Consider the following 16,795-nt stretch of genomic DNA (forward strand, 5'->3'; position numbering starts at 1 on the left):
CGATCGCGCGCGGCGGCTCAGCGCACGCCCGATACGGCGGGGTGGTCGGCCGGGAGGCGATCGCGGCGGTCGCTGCGCAGGCGCGAGCGGAGCGTCCCCTCGGTGGGGAACCCGCCGTAGAGCCCGCGCGAGCGCAGCTCGGGGGCGAGGAGCGTCGCGAAGTCTTCGAGCGAGCCGGGCGAGACGAACTGGTGGAGGAGGAAGCCGTCGACGCCCGACTCCTCCACGAATCGGCCGATGTTGTCGGCCACCTCGCCGGGCGTGCCGATGAAGCGGTCGTCGGCGAACGCCGTGACCGCACCGAACCGACGGCGGACGTCGCCGGCGGTCAGCACCGGCGCATCGGCCCGCGTCTCCTTCGTCTGCGTGTGCGTGGTCGACTGCTTGATCAGCGGCTCGTCGTCGGCGTACTGCGAGAAGTCCACGCCGCCCCATCCGGCGTACGCCGCGAGCTGCGCCTCCGAGGAGTAGTGCGACTGGAAGCCGTCGAGCTTCTCCTGCACGGCGATGCGCGTCGGCGCCACGACGAGGTTCATCCCGACCACGGCGCGGATCTCCGACGGGTCGCGACCGATCTCGGCGGCGCGGGCGCGGATGCCGGCGAGCCCCTCGCGGACGGCGACCGGGTCGGAGTCGCCGACGAAGATCAGCTCCGCGTGCCGCGCGGCGAACTCCCGCCCTCGCGGTGACCATCCGGCCTGGATCAGCACGGGCGTGCGTTGGGGGGAGGGGATGCTGAGGTGAGGACCCGCCACGCGGAAGTGCTCGCCCACGTGGTCGACCCGGCGCACCCGGTCGGGGTGCGCGAACAGGCCCGTCTCCTTGCTTCCGACGAACGCGTCGTCGCTCCAGCTGTGCTCCCACAGCTTGTAGACGACGTCGAGGAACTCGTCGGCGCGGTCGTAGCGCTGGTCGTGCGCGAGCACATCGAGGCCGAAGTTCGCGGCCGCACCCGGAAGGTAGGACGTCACGATGTTCCACGCGATGCGTCCGGCGGTGAGGTGGTCGAGCGTGCTGAAGCGCCGCGCGTGAGCGAACGGGTGCTCGTAGGTCGTGGACACCGTGGCGCCGAAGGCGATCCGCTCGGTCACCGCGGCGAGGGCCGGGATGTGGAGCAGCGGGTCTTGGGCGGGGAGCTCGACGCCCCACTCGACGGCCGTCGCCTCCGACCCGCGATAGGTGTCGTACATGCCGAGCACGTCGCCGAAGAAGAACAGGTCGAACTCGGCCTCCTCCGCGCGGCGGGCGAGGTCGATCCAGTACCGCATGCCGGTCGCGGTGAGCCGCTCGTCGGCCGGATGGGTCCACAGGCTCACGGCACCGGAGCCGTTGCCGATGCATGCCTGCTCGTAGAGGCCGAACAGGAGCGGGCGGGGGTCAGCGAGCGACATGGGCGGTCTCCGTCTGTGCGTCGGGGGTGTCCGGCCGGTGACGCCGGCCGGCGATGATGGTGGCGAGCGAGCGCGGACTGCCGTGTTCGACGAGCTCGGCGAGTGCGTCGGCGGGCGTCCGCGCATCGACGGGGAACACCGCGAGGTCGGCGCGGGATCCGGCACGGATGCTTCCGGTCGGAACCGTCGCATCGGAGAGCCCCAGGGCGGTCGCGCCGCCGAGGGTCGCGGCGGCGAACAGCCGTTCGTGCAGGTCGGGCTCGGCGTACCCCTGCTGGCGGGCGAGCGAGTACAGCGCGGCCACGTCGTCGAGCACGTTCAGGCTGGGCGACGACGAGAGCGAGTCGGTGCCCACGGCGATCCGGTTCCCTTCGCGCAGGTAGTGCCCGATCGGCGGCGGGGCGAGCCCGATGACCGCGTTCGACCGGGGGCAGAGGGCCACCGAGACGCCGCGCTCGCGCAGCATCCGGCGGTCCTCGGCGTCGACGTAGATGACGTGCGCGAGGTGCGTCTGCGGAGTGAGGGCGCCGACCGAGTCGAGGTACGGGATCACCCCGTGGCCGGCGCCGCCGTCGCGGAGCAGCGCGAAGTCGCCCCGCCCGAGCGTGCGCCACCGGTTGGCGAGGTCGCCCGTGCCCGAACGGACGTAGGCGTCTTCCCAGGCCGACTCGGCCGCGTGGATGTGCTGACGCACTCCGAGCTCGGCGGCCAGGCCCGCGAGATCGCGGAGCACCCCGGTGTCGAGCGAGTAGATCGCGTGCGGCGACAGCCCGGCGTCGGGTGGTGTCGGCAGAACCCGCAGCTGCTCGACGACGGTGCTGCGCCCGTCGACGGCCCAGGCGGCGTCGGTCCAGCCCAGCACCTCCCAGTAGGCGACCCCGTGGAGGCCGGCCTCGTGCACGACCGCGGCCGCGTCGATGTCGGTGACGATCTCGGCGACGGCGGTCGTGCCCGACGCGATCGCGAGCCGGGCGCCCTCCGCGGCCGACGCCGCCCAGTCCCGCGGCAGCGGGTAGAGCTCCATGAACGCGTTCATCCACGACTCGAACCCGTCGTAGCGCCCCCGCCCCACCTCGGCCATGTCGGTGTACTGCAGGTGGGTGTGGGCGTTCACGAGCCCGGGTGTGAGCACGCCGTCCCATTCGAGACGCTCCACGTCGGGGCGGTCGCGCACGGCGGCCGAGAGCGCATCGTGGGTGCCGACGGCGGCGATGGTGTCGCCGTCGACCAGGACGGCTCCGTCGGCGATCGGAGGGGCGTCGACCGGGAGGACGACGCGTGCGCGATGAAGGGTCAGGGTCATCGAGGTCTTTCGGAGGAGGGGGCGGGTGCCGATCAGTCGGCGTCGAGACTCGGTCGCCAGGATGTCAGGAAGGCGAGCTGCTTCGCCGACGGCACGTCGACCGCGCCGCCGAACGATGCGAGGGCGTGGCGGGCCACCCGGTCGTCCACGTCGCGAGGGAGCGTGTGAACCGCCGGCGGGAGCGTGCCGCGCGAGGCGATCAGGTGATCGACCGCGGCGAGCTGCACCCCGAACGACAGGTCCATGATCTGCACCGGGTTGCCCTCGGCGGCGCTGACGTTGATGCAGTTGCCGTCGTCGAGAACTCGCACGGTGCGGCCGGAGGGCAGTCGCAGCCGCGAGACCTTGCGCGCGCGGGAGATCTCGACGGCGCCGGCGGCGCGGGCGTCGTCGAGGGCGATCTCCTGGCCGACGCCGCCCCCGACCGCGACGGCGGCGCCGTCGGGGAGCGCGGCCAGGTGCGCGACGTCGATCGTGCCGGCGACCCCGGTGGTGGAGATGAGCACGTCGGCGTGGGCGGCGGCCTCGATGAGGGGCTCGACGGCGAATCCGGCGAACGCGGCCTGCAGGGCGGCGACCGGGTCGACCTCCGACACCGTCACCCGCGCGCCCAGGGCGGCCGCGTGGCGGGCGACGCCGCTGCCGACCCGCCCGAATCCCGCGACGACCACCGATGCGCCGGCGAGCGACTCGTCGATGAGGTCGGCCACCGCGAGCACCACCGCCTGTCCCGTGCCGTGGGCGTTGTCGAAGAGCGACTTCGTGCGCGCGTCGTTGCCCGCGACCACGGGGATGCGCAGATCCCCCGTGCGCTGCATCTCGCGCAGCGGCCGCACACCGCTCGTCGTCTGCTCGGTGGCGCCGATCATCGCGTCGAGGATGCGGGGTCGGTCGGTGTGGGCGAGACGGATGGTGCCGGCACCGTCGTCGATGATCACCTCGGGGCGGTGATCGAGCAGCGACAGCACGTTCTCGCGGTCGTCCGCTGCGCGATCGGTCGACCGGGCGTAGACGGGCAGGCCCGCGTGGGCCAGTGCGGCGGCGACCGCGTCGTCGGTGTTGCGACCGACGCACGAGACCGAGACGTCGGCCCCGGCTTCGGCGAGCACGAGCGCGACCGTCGCGGTCTTCGGCTCGAGCACGTCGGAGATCGCGATGCGCACGCCGGAGACGATTCCGGATGCGGTCAGCTCGGCCGCCAGCGAGGCGGTGGCCGGCATGAACCCGCGTGCCCAGTCGATGCGGTCCTGGCCCTCGCGCCACAGGGAGGGATCGGCGATCCGGCCGTTCACGCGATCACCTCGCGGGCGAGGAGGGCGTCGGCGGCGGCGAGGTCGCCGCCGTTCGCGGTGACGAGGAGGCTCAGGGCGACGACGAGGTCGGCGAGGCGCCACGCGAGGCCGTCTCCGGTGTCGAGGTCGTCGGGGAACGGCGGGGGAGCGTCGACGAGGGTCGCCCCTCGATCACCGGCGCGACGCACGTGAGGTCGCAGCGCGGGGCCGTCGGTGGGGACGATGCCGGTGCCGCCGAGCGAGGCGTCGATGAGCACGGCCTCCACGCCGGCCGGGTCGATCGGCTCGTGCCCCTCGGCGGTGGCCACGACGTAGTGCGCGCGACGGGTCGCCTCGGGGAGCGCGCCGACGTCGGCGATCCCGATCCCGGCGAGGTGGGCACGCAGCCGTGTCACGGGATCGTCGGAGACTCGGACGACCCTGCTGCCGATGCGGATGAGGGCCGCCGCCAGCGCGTCGGAGATCGGCCCGGCGCCCACGACAGCGGTCGTCGCCCCGGCGAGCACGAGATTCGTGCGGCGCGAGAACGCCCGCACGACCTGGTCGGCCCGCGCCTGCGCGAACGCGGCGCCGAACCCCGGGAGCGCGAGCGGATCGGCGCCGCCGGCATCGACGGTGATCGTCGCCCCCCATGTCCCCGCGACGGCGTCGGCGAGGGCCCGGGGGAGTGCGGGCAGCGAACCGCCCCACACGGCCGACCCGGCGGGCGCGCCGGCGGAGAGGCGAGCGGAGATCGGCAGCCGCACGCCGAGCGCATCGGGCGGCGCGGGGGGAAGGGTGATCGACACGCTCCAGACGCTAGGCCCTCCGGCCCCGCGGCCGCCATTCGGGCGTCTCACTTCGTCAGCGAGGCCACCGCGCAGCATCCGCCGAGGTCGTCCCTACAATGTCGCACGTGACCTTCTCCATGCCCCCGTCGTCGTATCGCACGCTCTCGCCCGAGCGCGCGTCGCGGCGGGCACCCCGCGTGTGGGACGTCGCCCTGACCGTCGTGCTCCTCGTGCTGCTCACCCTCTTCGCGCTCGCCGCCTCGTACGCGGGATTCCTGCTCGCGATGGCCTCCGACGCCTGCGCGACCGTCTCGTGCGACGTCGAGACCATGAACGTCGGTCTGTGGTTCGGCGTCATCTCGCCGTGGGCCGTGCTCCTCCTCTCCGTCGTCGCCGCCGTCGTGCTGCTGGTGAGGCAGCGTCTCGCGTTCTGGGTTCCGCTCACGGGCGCGGCGCTCATGGTGGCGCTGTGGTTCGTCGCCGCGGCGATCGTGGGCTCCGCCGTACGCCAGTGAGCGGATGCTTCGGGATGACCCGATCGCGCACGGGGGCCAGCACCCAGGATTCCCCGATCCGACCGGCCTAGGCTGGGCGAGGCGCCCGGTCGGGCAGCCGATCACCGAGCGCGAAGGCACCCGATGACCGACACCACCCTCCTCGTGACCGCTGCCGCGCAATCCGGCGGCGACGGTTCGTGGCTGTCCGCCCTCGCCGACTGGACCGTCTCGCTGATGGAGGTCATCGGACCGGCGGGAGCCGGTGCGGCGATCGCCCTCGAGAACCTCTTCCCCCCGCTCCCGAGCGAGGTCGTGCTGCCGATGGCCGGTCTCACCGCCAGCCGGGGGTCGTTCACCCTCGCCGAAGCGCTCATCTGGACGACGCTCGGCTCGGTCGTCGGGGCGTTCGTGCTCTACGGCATCGGAGCGTGGCTCGGAGCGGCGCGCCTGCGCCGCATCGCCGAGTGGATGCCGCTGATGAAGGGCGACGACGTCGACCGCACGGTCGCGTGGTTCCAGAAGCACGGCTGGGCGGCGGTGTTCTTCGGCCGGATGATCCCGATCTTCCGCAGCCTCATCTCCATCCCCGCCGGGGTCTCGCGCATGCCGCTGTGGAAGTTCGGCCTGCTCACGGCGGCTGGAAGCGCTGTCTGGAACACCATCTTCGTGATGGCCGGGTTCCTCCTCGGGGAGAACTGGCACGTCATCGAGCAGTACGCGGACATCCTCCAGTACGTCGTGATCGCCGTCGCCGTCGCGGCCGTGGTCTGGTTCGTCGTCGTGCGCGTGCGCACCATCGTGCGCGATCGCCGCGAGCGCCAGCTCGACGGTGTCTGAGACCGTTCGGCGTCGAGCGATCTGCCCCGCCCTCAGCGGGCTCGCAGAACCCGCCGCCGTAGACTGAGCGGGTGCCTGCCGACCGTCTCCACCTCGTCCGTCATGGCGAGGTGCACAATCCGCGTCGCGTGCTCTACGGCCGTCTCCCCGGTTTCGGGTTGAGCGCCGAGGGGCGTCGCATGGCGCGCCAGGCCGCCGACTACGTCCACGGGCTCGAGCGGCCGATCGGCGCGCTCGTCGTCTCGCCCCTCCAGCGCACCCGGGAGTCGGCCGAGCCGTTCGAGGAGACCTTCGGTATCGACCCCTACATCGACGAACGCGTCATCGAGCCGACGAACGTGTTCGAGGGGCGTCAGATGCGGCGCGCCCTCGCCAATCCCCTGAACTGGCGGCACCTCACCCGCCCCGCCGTCCCGACCTGGGGAGAGCCCTACCACCGGGTCGTCGAGCGGATGCTGGAGGCGATGGACGATGCGTGGAACCGCACCGATCGCGGCGACGTCGTCGTCGTCTCGCACCAGCTCCCCATCTGGGTCACGCACCTCGCCGTCGCGGGCCTGCCCATGAAGCACGACCCCCGCAACCGGCGGTGCGCGCTCTCGAGCGTCACCACCTTCGAGCGGCGCGGTGACCCCGCGACCGGCCAGCGCTGGGTCGAGATCGCCTACGCCGAGCCGGCGACCACCGCCGGCGCCATCGATGTCGGAGCCGTGTGATGCGCCGTCTTCTCGCGGCCGCCGCGGCCGCCGCCCTCATCGTGGGCCTCGCCGCCTGCACCAGCGACCCCCTCGCCTCTCAGTACCGCGAGGGTGACAACAAGGGGTTCATCGCCGGAGACTTCCGCGTCGATGAGATCCCCGCCGACGAGCGCGGTGAGCCGGTCGACTTCGCCGGCACGACCGAGCACGGCGACGAGGTGACCAGCGCCGACTACGTCGGCGACGTGCTCGTCGTCAACTTCTGGTACGCCGCGTGCGGTCCCTGCATCGTCGAGGCGCCGCGGCTGGAGGCCGCCTATACGTCGTTCGAGGGTCAGGACGTGTCGTTCCTCGGCGTGAACACCTACGACCAGGCCGAGACGGCCGCCTCGTTCGCCCGCGACAACAACGTGTCGTACCCGAGCGTGATCGACGTGAACTCCGGGTCGGTCAAGCTCGCCTTCGCCGACAAGACGCCGATCAACGCGACGCCCACCACGCTCGTGATCGACAAGCAGGGGCGCGTGGCCGCCCGCATCATCGGGGAGCTGCAGGAGTCCTCGATCCTCGAGACCCTCGTGCGCGACGCGCTGGCGGAGACCACGTGAACCCGGGCGCGGTCGTCTTCGACGGCGCCCTCTGGCTCGCGGTCCCCATCGCCCTGGCCGCGGGCCTCGTCTCCTTCCTCTCGCCGTGCGTGCTGCCGCTCGTTCCGGGCTACCTCGGTTTCATCGGCGGCACCGTCGCACCCCGTCGGGGCGCAGCATCCGCATCGCCCGGGAGGGGTCGCCTCGTCGGAGGCGTGCTGCTGTTCATCGCCGGGTTCACCCTCGTCTTCATGACGGTGAACGTGCTGGGCGGCACCGTCGGGCGCTTCTTCCTGCAGTACGCCGACGTGATCACCCGCATCATGGGCGTCGTCGTCATCCTCATGGGTCTCGTCTTCATCGGGCTGTTCGGGCTCGCCCAGCGCACCATGCGCGTGCAGGCCAAGAGCAGTGTCGGACTCATCGGCGCGCCCCTCCTGGGCATCGCGCTCGGCATCGGGTGGACCCCGTGCATCGGCCCGACGCTGGCCGCGATCTTCTCGGTGTCGTACAACCTGGGAGACCCGGGCCGCGCCGCCCTGCTGGGCCTGGCGTACTCGCTCGGTCTCGGCATCCCCTTCCTCCTCCTCGCGCTCGGCTTCGGCTGGGCGACGCGGTCGGTGTCGTTCGTCCGCAGGCACATCCGCGTCGTCAACATCGTCGGCGGGCTGTTCCTGATCGTGCTCGGCCTCCTCATGGTCACGGGCGTCTGGGGTTCGCTCATGTCGCAGCTGCAGGGGGTGATGGGAAATGTCCCGCTCCCGCTCTGATTCGTCCGTTCCCGAAGACGGCCCCGACGACGGGTCCGGCTCCGCCGATCCGCTGCGCCCGTCCGACCACGCCGACGGCGACGTGATCACCTCGCCCTCGCTCGGGTTCGTCGGGTGGCTGCGGTGGGGGTGGCGTCAGCTCACGAGCATGCGCACCGCGCTCGTGCTGCTGCTCCTCCTCGCGATCGCCGCGGTGCCCGGGTCGATCGTGCCCCAGCGCAGCGCCGACCCGAACGGCGTCACGCAGTACTTCGCCGACAATCCTGACCTCGCACCGATCCTCGACAACCTGAGCCTGTTCGACGTCTACACCTCGCCCTGGTTCTCGGCGATCTACCTCCTGCTGTTCATCTCGCTGGTCGGCTGCGTGCTGCCGCGCACCAGGCACCACTGGAAGGCGCTGCGCACCCGTCCGCCGCGCACCCCGGCGCGTCTGGCCCGCCTCGACGACTACCGCGAGACGCGCGTCGAGCTGCGCGAGGGCGAGGACGCCGCATCCGTCGCCTCCTCCGCCGTGGAGGCCGCCCAGGAGCAGCTGCGCAAGAGCGGCTACCGCGTCGAGCGGTACGACGCGCGCGGCGCGCTGTCGGTGTCGGCCGAGCGCGGCTACCTCCGAGAGACGGGCAACCTCGTCTTCCACGCTGCGCTCGTGGGCGTGCTCATCGCCGTCGGGGTCGGCGGCGGTTTCACCTACACCGGACAGCGCGTCATCGTGCAGGGCACGACCTTCACGAACACGCTGCTCGACTACTCGTCGTTCAACCCCGGGCGCTTCGTCAACGCCGACAATCTCGTTCCGTACTCGATGACGCTCGACCAGTTCGACATCTCCTACGTGCCGTTCGGGGAGCAGGGAGCGGGGCAGGCCGGCGACTTCGTGGCGCACATGACCACGCGCCTGGCGGGCGAGGAGCCGCAGGAGGGCGAGGTGCGCGTCAACCACCCCCTCAATGTCGCCGGAGACCGCGTGTACCTGCTCGGCAACGGGTACGCCCCCACGATCACGATCCGCAACGCGGAGGGCACGGCCGTCTACACCGACTCGGTGCCGTTCCTGCCCCAGGACAGCAACATGACCTCGCTCGGCGTCATCAAGGTCCCCGACGGCTTCCCCGAGCAGCTCGGCCTCATCGGCTTCTTCTACCCGACGCAGGCCCCGCTCGAGTCGGGGGCGTTCACCTCGGCCTACCCGTCGCTGGCGAACCCGGTGCTGACACTCAACGTCTACAGCGGCGACCTCGGCATCGACGGCGGAACCCCGCGTTCGGTGTACACGCTCGACGTCAACGACATGGAGCAGCTGACCGGCGGAGACACCGGCATCGACTCGATCGAACTCGCCCCGGGCGAGACGCAGGACCTCCCGAACGGTCTCGGCACCATCACCTTCGACGATGCCTCGCCGGAGGGGGCGGCGAACCTCGACCAGTCGGTGAAGCGGTTCGTGTCCCTCTCGATCCACCGCGACATCGCCGCACCGTGGGTGCTCGGCTTCGCTCTGCTCGCGCTGGCGGGACTGCTCGCCGCCCTGTTCGTCCCCCGGCGCCGCATGTGGGTCAAGGTCACCCCCGACGGCGACGCCGTCCGCATCGAGTACGCCGGACTCGCCCGCGGCGAGGACCCCACCCTTGCCGAAGCCGTCACCGCTCTCGAGGCCCGTCATTCCCTCGCCTTCGAGGCCCGCCGCCACACCCCCGGAAGTAGAATCACCACATGACCGGAACCGAAGACGCGCTCTCGTTCGACGCGGTCTCGCTGCTGCTCGTCTGGACATCGATCGCGGTCTACGTGCTCGCGTTCATCGCCTACGCGGTCGACCTCGCGCGCCGCTCCGACCTCGCCGTGAAGGCGCAGGATGCTGCGGAGGCCCGCGAACTGGTCGCCGCGGGAGGCGGGTCGGTCTCGGGTTCGGCCACCGCCTTCCGTCAGGGTGCCGAGCTCCCGGGCAAGCCCCGGTTCGTCTGGGCGCGCATCGGCACGACGCTCACGGTGCTGGCGTTCCTCTTCCACTTCGCCGGCACGGTGCTGCGCGGTCTCGCGGCCGAGCGCGTGCCGTGGTCGAACATGTACGAGTTCGCCCTGACCGGCACGCTCATCATCGTGTCGGTCTACCTGGTGACCCTGTTCCGTTACGACCTGCGGTTCCTCGGGTCGTTCATCACGGGCATGACGGTGGTGCTCCTCGGCGGCACTCTCCTCAGTTTCTACGTCGAGGTGACCCCTCTCGCCGATCCGCTGAAGTCGGTCTGGCTCGTGGTGCACGTCTTCGTCGCGGCCTTCGCCACCGGCCTGTTCGCGCTGGCCTTCGGACTGTCGGTCCTCCAGCTGCTGCAGGCCCGCCGAGAGGCTCGCGTCGCAGCATCCGCCGAGCTCGCGGCGACCGAGGGCGCCGCGGCCCCGAAGCGGATCGGACTGCCGTTCCTGCGGACGATCCCCACCGCCGACGCGTTGGAGTCGCTCGCCTACCGCTTCGCGATCGTCGGCTTCATCTTCTGGACCTTCACCCTGATCGCCGGCTCCATCTGGGCCAACGACGCGTGGGGCCGCTACTGGGGCTTCGACACGAAGGAAGTCTGGACCTTCGTGATCTGGGTGCTCTACGCCGGATACATCCACGCCCGCGCGACACGCGGCTGGCGCGGAACCCGCTCGGCCTGGCTGTCGATCATCGGGTTCACCGCGGTGCTGTTCAACTTCACCATCGTGAACATGTTCTTCAAGGGCCTGCACGTCTACTCCGGCCTCACGTGAACCCCGGCGGCTCGCGCTCGCTTTCTTTCTGAGAGTCCACAACACCCGGACGCACCGAGCCCGTCGTCCGGGTGTTGTGGACTCTCAGGCGGCGTTCGGCCAGCCGCGCGAGCGCAACGCGCGTTCGACGCGGGCGACGAGGGCGCGCGGATCGGCGAGGTGGTGCGCGAGCACCCGGACGATGATCCACCCCTCGGCTTCGATCGCCGCCCAGCGATCGGCGTCGCGGACGAACTGCGCGTGCTCGGCGTGCTGGCGGCCGTCGTACTCGACGCACACGCGGTAGCGCCGATAGGCGATGTCGAGACGCGCGATGAATCGACCGTCCGCCGAGCGCAGGTCCTGGTTCAGCTCCGGCTCGGGGAGTCCGGCGCGCGACAGCACGAGGCGCGTTCTCGTCTCCGGCCGAGATTCCGAGCCGATGCGCATCTCCGACAGTGCCCGAGCGAGATCGTGGGCTCCTCTCCTGCGCAGCCGCGCGACGGCCGCGGCGAGATCCTCGGCCGTGGCCGAGCCCGTGGTCAGGATGCCGTCTGCTGCGGCGACGAGGTCGTCGAGGGTGAGGATGCTGCCGAGCTGGGCCCATGTCTCGGCGACCGAGGGCACCGGCAAGCCCTGGGCGAGAGTGAGCATCTCGGCGGTGAGGTCGGTGCGATGGCCGATGACTCCGGTCGTCCGCGGCGCCCGCGCGGGCGGGCAGGCGGCCACGTGCAGGGGTCCGACCTCGGCGGATCGGGGGAGCGGCATCTGCCAGAGCGCGGCGGCGGTGCTGTGGCTGAAGAACTGCAGTCCACCGAGCCGCGGCAGCAGGAGACGGCACCGGTCGGGGACGGAGTCGCGGAGCGCATCGACCGGCGCACGCACGCCGTGGAACGGCGCGAAGAGGTCCGAGGCATCGAGCCGGTCGCGGGCTACGCCCTCAGCCCTCGCCGCGGCGGTTCGGAAGGAGGAGCCCTGCAACGAGGGAGGGAGCGCGGCGCGTTTCATCCGCCCAGGGTGCGAGCCTTCCCGCGTCCGATCCCGGCGCCGAGGGAGGTCTGTGCACAGTCCGCTCCCTCGGGCGCCCTGGGGAGGAACGCCGAAAGTCCAAGACACCCGGGCCGCCCGGGGGCGGCGTCCGGGTGTCTTGGACTTTCGAGGCGGGTGCGGGGCCGCGCGCGTCAGGCGGGCGACGCGGCGAGGAGGGCGCGGGTCGAGACCGATCGGCGGCGGGCGACCGCGAGGGTCGTCGCGATGAAGGCGAGCACCGCCCAGACCGCCAGCCCCGCGATCGCGGCGCCGAGGTTGCCGCTCGAGGTGAGTGCGTCGACCGCGCCCTGGTAGGCCGGTGCCGTGGGGAGGAGTCCCGCGACCGACGCGAGCACGCCGGGAACCGTCGAGACGATCCCGGTCGCGACGGCGACCACGCCGACGAGCGCGGCGATCCAGCGTCCGGCGCCGCCGAACACCGCGACGAGCGCCTGGTTCACGGCGGCGAACGCGATGCCGGTGAGCACCGACACCACCGCGAACAGCGACCACTGGCCCCAGTCGTACGAGGCGGCCAGCTGAACGACGCCCGCGACGAGCAGGCCCTGCACCGCGCCGATGATCGCGGCGGGGAGCAGCGCCCGGCCCGCGAGGAGGGCGGAGGGTCGACGCGAGCTGATCGTCCGCGCGGTGACGGCGCGGAGAGCGACGAAGGTGCCGAGCCCGCCGAACCAGAGGGCCACGCTCGCCAGGAGCGGGATCGCGGTCGAGCCGAACAGGTTCGAGCCGATGCCCTCCGCGGCGACCGGATCGGCGACGACCGAGGCGAGATCCTTCGCCTGCGTCTCGGTGTAGGTCGGAACCTGTTCCACGGCGGTGGTCAACCCGTTCGCCAGGTCGTCGACGCCGGTGGCGAGCTGGGCGACACCGTCGGCGAGGGTCTGAGACCCGGTCGCCAGCTGCCCGGCGCCGTCCGACACCTGCGTCGCGCCCGTCGAGAGCGCCCGCGCTCCGGTGGCCGACTGCGCGGTTCCCGCGGCCAGCTGGTTGAGGCCCGACTGCAGCGCACGGGTCTGCGTGGCCGCCTCGTTCAGGCCGGCCGACGACTGCGCCGTCAGCTGTGCGATCCCGTCGGCGGTGGGGGCGGTGTAGCCCGCGGCGTAGCCGGCGCTGGTCGCCGCTTCCACCGCGCTCTGGGCCGCCCCGCCGACCTGCGCGCACAGGGTGGGATCGAGCGTTCCCGTCGCGCACTGCTGCGCGAGGGCGCCGAGAGTCGCCGCCAACTGCGCCGTCTGCGCGGCGGCGGTCTGCGCGTAGCCGTTCGCGGATGCGGCGGCACCCACGAGCTGCTGGTTGTTCACCCCGGCCGCCGCGGCGTCCAGTCCGGCGGCCAGCTGCCCGGCGCCGTCGGCGGACTGCCCGATGCCGCCCGCGATCTGGTCGAGGCCCCCGGCGAGCTGGGTCGCCCCCGAGGCCACCTGCCCGGCCCCGTCTCCCAGCGCGGTCGCTCCGGACGGCAGCTGGGCAGCACCGTCGGAGGCCTGCTGAGCGCCGTCGGCGAGCTGGTGCGCGCCGTCGGCCGCGGTGCCCAGCTGGTCGCCGAGCGTGGTGAATCCGAGGAAGACGTTCTGCAGGTAGGTCTCGCTCAGCATGGTGCCGGTGAGGGATGCGGCGGCCTGGGTCACCTGCGCCGAGATGGCGTCGTCGACCACCAGGCTGTCGGGCGGCGTGCTGACGCTGATCGTCGCCTGTTCGGGAGTCGACCCGGGCGCGGTGGAGGTCGCGGCGGCCGAGAAGTTCGAGGGGATCGTCACGACGGCGGCGTAGGTGCCGTCGGCGAGTCCGTCCGACGCATCCTGCTCGTTCGTGATCGTCCAGTCGAAGTTGCTCTCCACCTCGTCGGAACCGTCGACGAGGCCGGCGGTGAGCTGGCGTCCGAGCGGCACGAGCTGTCCGTCGATCGTGACGGCCTGGTCGTCGTTCACGATGGCGGCCGAGATCGAGTCGAGGCGTTCGGCGGGGTTGTAGAGCGCGGCCACGAGGATGCCGCCGATGACGGCGGGCAGGAGCAGCGCCCCGATGACGGTGAGCCAGGTGATCGGACGACGGGAGTTCGCGCGCTCGATCGCCCGCCCCGTGATCGTCGTGGAAGCGGTCATGCGTTCACCTCGGGGAGTTCGGCGGAGCGGGAGGAGTGGGTCTCGACGCGGACGGTCTGCACGTCGCGCCAGCCGGCGTCGTCGAGCAGTCCCCGGGCGGCGTGAGGATCGGCGGCCGAGACGGCGAGCGTCCAGGTGCCTTCGGCGGCAGCGTCGCGGAGCGTCGCCGCGGCCTGATCGCGCAGGGCGCCGTGGGCCAGCGCATCGAGCCCCTGCAGGGCGACGAGCCCCGGGCTCCCCGCGAGCACGCCTCGGAGCTCGGCGAGCGGGTCGGTCGTGTCGTCGAGGAGGGCGATGGCGACGTGCCCGCGCACCCAGGCGGCTCGGCCGGGGAGCAGGTGCCCGGCCACGCGCAGCAGTCCCGACGTCGTCGACACGCGACCCGCGACCGCGAGCAGGGCGGCCCGCGATGCACGGACGTCGGGGGAGGTCAGCACGATCGCGCCGCCGGGTTCGACCGAGGCGGTGAGGCCGGCGAAGACGTCGACGTCGCGCACCTCGAGTCCGGCGCCGTCGGCGGCGATGACCGCGGTCGACCCCGGTGCGGGCCAGTCCCGCAGCGCCAGCTCGCGTTCGACGGCCTCGCCCTCGACGTCGAACGACGGCAGGAGTCGGTCGAGCCACCGGGGGATCCACCACGCCTTGGCGCCGAGAAGAGTCATGAGTGCGGGGATGAGGGTCATGCGCACGAGGAACGCGTCGACGGCGATGCCGACGGCGAGGCCCAGCGCGATCGGTTTGATCGACGAGTCGCCCTCGGGCACGAACGCGGCGAAGACGGCGAACATGATCAGCGCGGCCGCGGTGACCACGCGAGCGGTGGCCGAGAAGCCGGTTCGCACCGCCTCGATGGCGGTCGCCCGTGCGTCATCGGCGGCGGCGCCCCGGGCGCGGGCGTGCACGTAGTCCTCCCGCATCCGCGTGACGAGGAACACCTGGTAGTCCATCGCGAGTCCGAACAGCACGCCCATCAGCACGATCGGCATGAAGCTGATCACCGGGCCCACGCGGGTCACGTGCAGCAGGTCGGCGAACCATCCCCACTCGAACACGGCGGCGACCACCCCGAAGGCGGCGGCCACCGACAGCAGGTAGCCGAGCGCGGCGGTCAGCGGCACCGCGATCGAGCGGAAGACGATCATCAGCAGGATGAACGACAGTCCGACGACGAAGATCGCGAACGGCACGAGGGCGTCGGAGAGGCGGTCGGAGATGTCGATCGCCACCGCCGTGTAGCCGGTCACCTTGAGATCGATCCCGTACTCGTCGAGCAGCCGGTCGTGCTGCGCGCGCAGCTCGCGCACGAGGTCGGCGGTGGCCGGGTCGTCGGGGGCCGTGGACGGCACGATCTGGACGATCCCCGTGTCGGCCGTCTCGTTCGGGGTGGCCAGGGCGATCCGCTCGACGCCGGGGAGGTCTTCGATCTCGCCGGCGATGTCGTTCATCAGCGTGACCGGGTCGTTCGAGGTGACGATGGTGCCCGTCATGACGAGCGGGCCGTTGACCCCGGGGCCGAAGTACTCGGCGGCGAGATCGTAGTTCTGCCTCGCCTGGTTCGACTCGGGCAGCATGCCCGCGTTCGGCAGTGCGAGGGCGAGGCTCGACGCCGGGATCGCGAGCACGCCGAGCACGGCGACCACCGAGACGGTTGCGGCGATCGGATGCTTCGACACGACCCGCACCCACGGATTGATCCGCTTCGGGGCGTGCCTCGCCGCATCCGTCCCCTTCTTCCGTCGGCGCGGGCGCCCGACGATCCGGCCCTTGACGAGACCGAGCATCGCGGGGGTGAGGGTGACGGCCACGAGGACGGCGATCGCCACGGCGACGGATGCGGCGATGCCCATCGTCGTCAGGAACGGGATGCCCGCGAACGACAGGCCGATGAGGGCGATGAGCACCGTCACGCCGGCGAAGACGACGGCCGACCCGGCAGTGCCGGTGGCGCGGGCGGCGGATTCTTCGGGATCGACGCCGTCGCGCACCTGATCCTGATGTCGTGCGGCGATGAACAGCGCGTAGTCGATGCCGACCGCAAGACCCAGCATGAGCGCCAGGAGCGGGGTCGTCGACGAGATCGAGGCGAAGGCGGTCGCCACGAAGATGAGCGCCATCGACAGCCCGACGCCGATCACCGCGGTCAGAAGAGGGAGTCCGGCGACGACGAACGAGCGGAACGTGACGATGAGCACGAGCAGGGCGATGATGAGCCCGACCGCCTCGGTGATCGTCACTCCGGGGATCGAGGTGCCGAAGAGGTCGCCGCCGAGGGCGACCTGCGAGCCCTCGGGCAGCTCGGCGCCCAGGGAGGTCGACACGTCGGTGAGCGAGGCCTTGGCCTCGGGTGAGACGTCGCCGGACTGCCCGTCGAACTGCAGACGGATGATGGCGGCGTCCCCGTCGTCGCTGACCAGGCCCGCGACGGTCTGGTCGAACGGGTCGGTCACGGCCAGCACTCCGTCGACCGCTTCGAGCTCGTCGATCGCGGTGGCGATGTCGCCCGTGTACGGCGCTTCGTCGACGCGGTCGCCGGGCGCGGCGACGACGATGATCTGCGCGCTCGTGCCGCTCACCTGGGGGAACGTCCGCGAGAGCTGCTGCAGCCCCTCCTGCGACTCGGTGCCGGGGATCGAGAACGAGTTGTCGGTGCCCTGGCTGAACAGCGCCGCGCCGCCGCCGGCGGCCGCCAGGATGATGATCCAGGCCAGCAGTACGCGGACACCGTGCCGGTACGACCAGCGTCCGAGCGAGTACAGCAGTGTGGACACGGA

The 16,795-nt window shown here is 71.9% G+C and carries 13 protein-coding genes and 1 pseudogene; 7 read left to right on the forward strand and 7 right to left on the reverse strand.

The features are described 5' to 3' along the window. Positions 1 to 17: 17 nt before the first annotated feature. Genes FVP77_RS00710 through FVP77_RS00725 form a run of 4 tightly spaced genes read right to left on the reverse strand, consistent with a single transcriptional unit; the run spans position 18 to position 4,774 of the window. Positions 18 to 1,391: an NtaA/DmoA family FMN-dependent monooxygenase gene (locus FVP77_RS00710; protein ID WP_147892793.1), complete on the reverse strand. Its 1,374-nt coding sequence runs from the start codon at positions 1,389 to 1,391 to the stop codon at positions 18 to 20. Continuing rightward, on the reverse strand, positions 1,378 to 2,694 hold the full coding sequence (locus FVP77_RS00715; RefSeq protein WP_147892794.1) for an amidohydrolase family protein: 1,317 nt from the start codon (positions 2,692 to 2,694) through the stop codon (positions 1,378 to 1,380). The genes FVP77_RS00710 and FVP77_RS00715 overlap by 14 nt, the downstream gene beginning before the upstream one ends. 32 nt (positions 2,695 to 2,726) lie before the next feature. Further along, positions 2,727 to 3,986 (reverse strand): adenosylhomocysteinase, encoded by a 1,260-nt coding sequence (locus FVP77_RS00720; RefSeq protein ID WP_187266762.1) that lies wholly within the window; start codon positions 3,984 to 3,986, stop codon positions 2,727 to 2,729. Further along, entirely contained in the window at positions 3,983 to 4,774 is a 792-nt protein-coding gene (locus FVP77_RS00725; RefSeq protein WP_187266763.1) for a Rossmann-fold NAD(P)-binding domain-containing protein, read from the reverse strand. Before FVP77_RS00725 ends, FVP77_RS00720 begins: the two co-directional genes overlap by 4 nt. Positions 4,775 to 4,854: 80 nt before the next feature. Here FVP77_RS00725 and FVP77_RS00730 point away from each other — a divergent pair. From FVP77_RS00730 to ccsB, 7 genes and pseudogenes are all read left to right on the forward strand, one after another. Then, positions 4,855 to 5,271: pseudogene (locus FVP77_RS00730) on the forward strand (DUF6264 family protein); the annotation flags it as partial. Between the two features lie 123 nt (positions 5,272 to 5,394). Beyond that, positions 5,395 to 6,090, forward strand: a complete 696-nt coding sequence (locus tag FVP77_RS00735; RefSeq protein ID WP_147892798.1) for a DedA family protein — start codon at positions 5,395 to 5,397, stop codon at positions 6,088 to 6,090. 71 nt (positions 6,091 to 6,161) lie between these two features. Then, positions 6,162 to 6,806, forward strand: coding sequence for a histidine phosphatase family protein (locus tag FVP77_RS00740; RefSeq protein ID WP_147892799.1), 645 nt, complete (start codon positions 6,162 to 6,164; stop codon positions 6,804 to 6,806). Next, entirely contained in the window at positions 6,806 to 7,396 is a 591-nt protein-coding gene (locus FVP77_RS00745; protein ID WP_147892800.1) for a TlpA family protein disulfide reductase, read from the forward strand. The genes FVP77_RS00740 and FVP77_RS00745 overlap by 1 nt, the downstream gene beginning before the upstream one ends. After that, positions 7,393 to 8,145 carry a cytochrome c biogenesis CcdA family protein gene (locus FVP77_RS00750; RefSeq protein WP_147892801.1) on the forward strand — a complete coding sequence of 251 codons (753 nt, stop codon included), beginning with the start codon at positions 7,393 to 7,395 and terminating at the stop codon, positions 8,143 to 8,145. The genes FVP77_RS00745 and FVP77_RS00750 overlap by 4 nt, the downstream gene beginning before the upstream one ends. Next, entirely contained in the window at positions 8,126 to 9,862 is a 1,737-nt protein-coding gene (resB, locus tag FVP77_RS00755) for a cytochrome c biogenesis protein ResB (RefSeq protein ID WP_147892802.1), read from the forward strand. The genes FVP77_RS00750 and resB overlap by 20 nt, the downstream gene beginning before the upstream one ends. Beyond that, positions 9,859 to 10,896 (forward strand): c-type cytochrome biogenesis protein CcsB, encoded by a 1,038-nt coding sequence (gene ccsB / locus FVP77_RS00760; RefSeq protein WP_147892803.1) that lies wholly within the window; start codon positions 9,859 to 9,861, stop codon positions 10,894 to 10,896. Before resB ends, ccsB begins: the two co-directional genes overlap by 4 nt. Before the next feature lie 84 nt (positions 10,897 to 10,980). Here ccsB and FVP77_RS00765 read toward each other — a convergent pair whose 3' ends face one another. The 3 genes from FVP77_RS00765 to FVP77_RS00775 all read right to left on the reverse strand — a co-directional run bounded on the left by FVP77_RS00765 (position 10,981) and on the right by FVP77_RS00775 (position 16,792). Then, positions 10,981 to 11,883 (reverse strand): endonuclease domain-containing protein, encoded by a 903-nt coding sequence (locus FVP77_RS00765; protein WP_147892804.1) that lies wholly within the window; start codon positions 11,881 to 11,883, stop codon positions 10,981 to 10,983. A gap of 173 nt (positions 11,884 to 12,056) precedes the next feature. Then, complete coding sequence (locus FVP77_RS00770) at positions 12,057 to 14,024, reverse strand: YhgE/Pip family protein (RefSeq protein WP_147892805.1); 1,968 nt, start codon at positions 14,022 to 14,024, stop codon at positions 12,057 to 12,059. Further along, positions 14,021 to 16,792 carry an MMPL family transporter gene (locus FVP77_RS00775; protein ID WP_147892806.1) on the reverse strand — a complete coding sequence of 924 codons (2,772 nt, stop codon included), beginning with the start codon at positions 16,790 to 16,792 and terminating at the stop codon, positions 14,021 to 14,023. The genes FVP77_RS00770 and FVP77_RS00775 overlap by 4 nt, the downstream gene beginning before the upstream one ends. Between the last annotated feature and the right edge of the window lie 3 nt (positions 16,793 to 16,795).

Source organism: Microbacterium hatanonis (genome assembly GCF_008017415.1).
GTDB lineage: Bacteria > Actinomycetota > Actinomycetes > Actinomycetales > Microbacteriaceae > Microbacterium > Microbacterium hatanonis.

What these genes read in the sequence shown, in the direction of transcription:
- ccsB (WP_147892803.1), top strand. Translation starts at nt 9,859, where the DNA reads ATGACCGGAACCGAAGACGCGCTCTCGTTCGACGCGGTCTCGCTGCTG.
- resB (WP_147892802.1), top strand. Translation starts at nt 8,126, where the DNA reads ATGTCCCGCTCCCGCTCTGATTCGTCCGTTCCCGAAGACGGCCCCGAC.
- FVP77_RS00745 (WP_147892800.1), top strand. Translation starts at nt 6,806, where the DNA reads ATGCGCCGTCTTCTCGCGGCCGCCGCGGCCGCCGCCCTCATCGTGGGC.
- FVP77_RS00735 (WP_147892798.1), top strand. Translation starts at nt 5,395, where the DNA reads ATGACCGACACCACCCTCCTCGTGACCGCTGCCGCGCAATCCGGCGGC.
- FVP77_RS00710 (WP_147892793.1), bottom strand. Translation starts at nt 1,391, where the DNA reads ATGTCGCTCGCTGACCCCCGCCCGCTCCTGTTCGGCCTCTACGAGCAG.
- FVP77_RS00765 (WP_147892804.1), bottom strand. Translation starts at nt 11,883, where the DNA reads ATGAAACGCGCCGCGCTCCCTCCCTCGTTGCAGGGCTCCTCCTTCCGA.
- FVP77_RS00715 (WP_147892794.1), bottom strand. Translation starts at nt 2,694, where the DNA reads ATGACCCTGACCCTTCATCGCGCACGCGTCGTCCTCCCGGTCGACGCC.
- FVP77_RS00770 (WP_147892805.1), bottom strand. Translation starts at nt 14,024, where the DNA reads ATGACCGCTTCCACGACGATCACGGGGCGGGCGATCGAGCGCGCGAAC.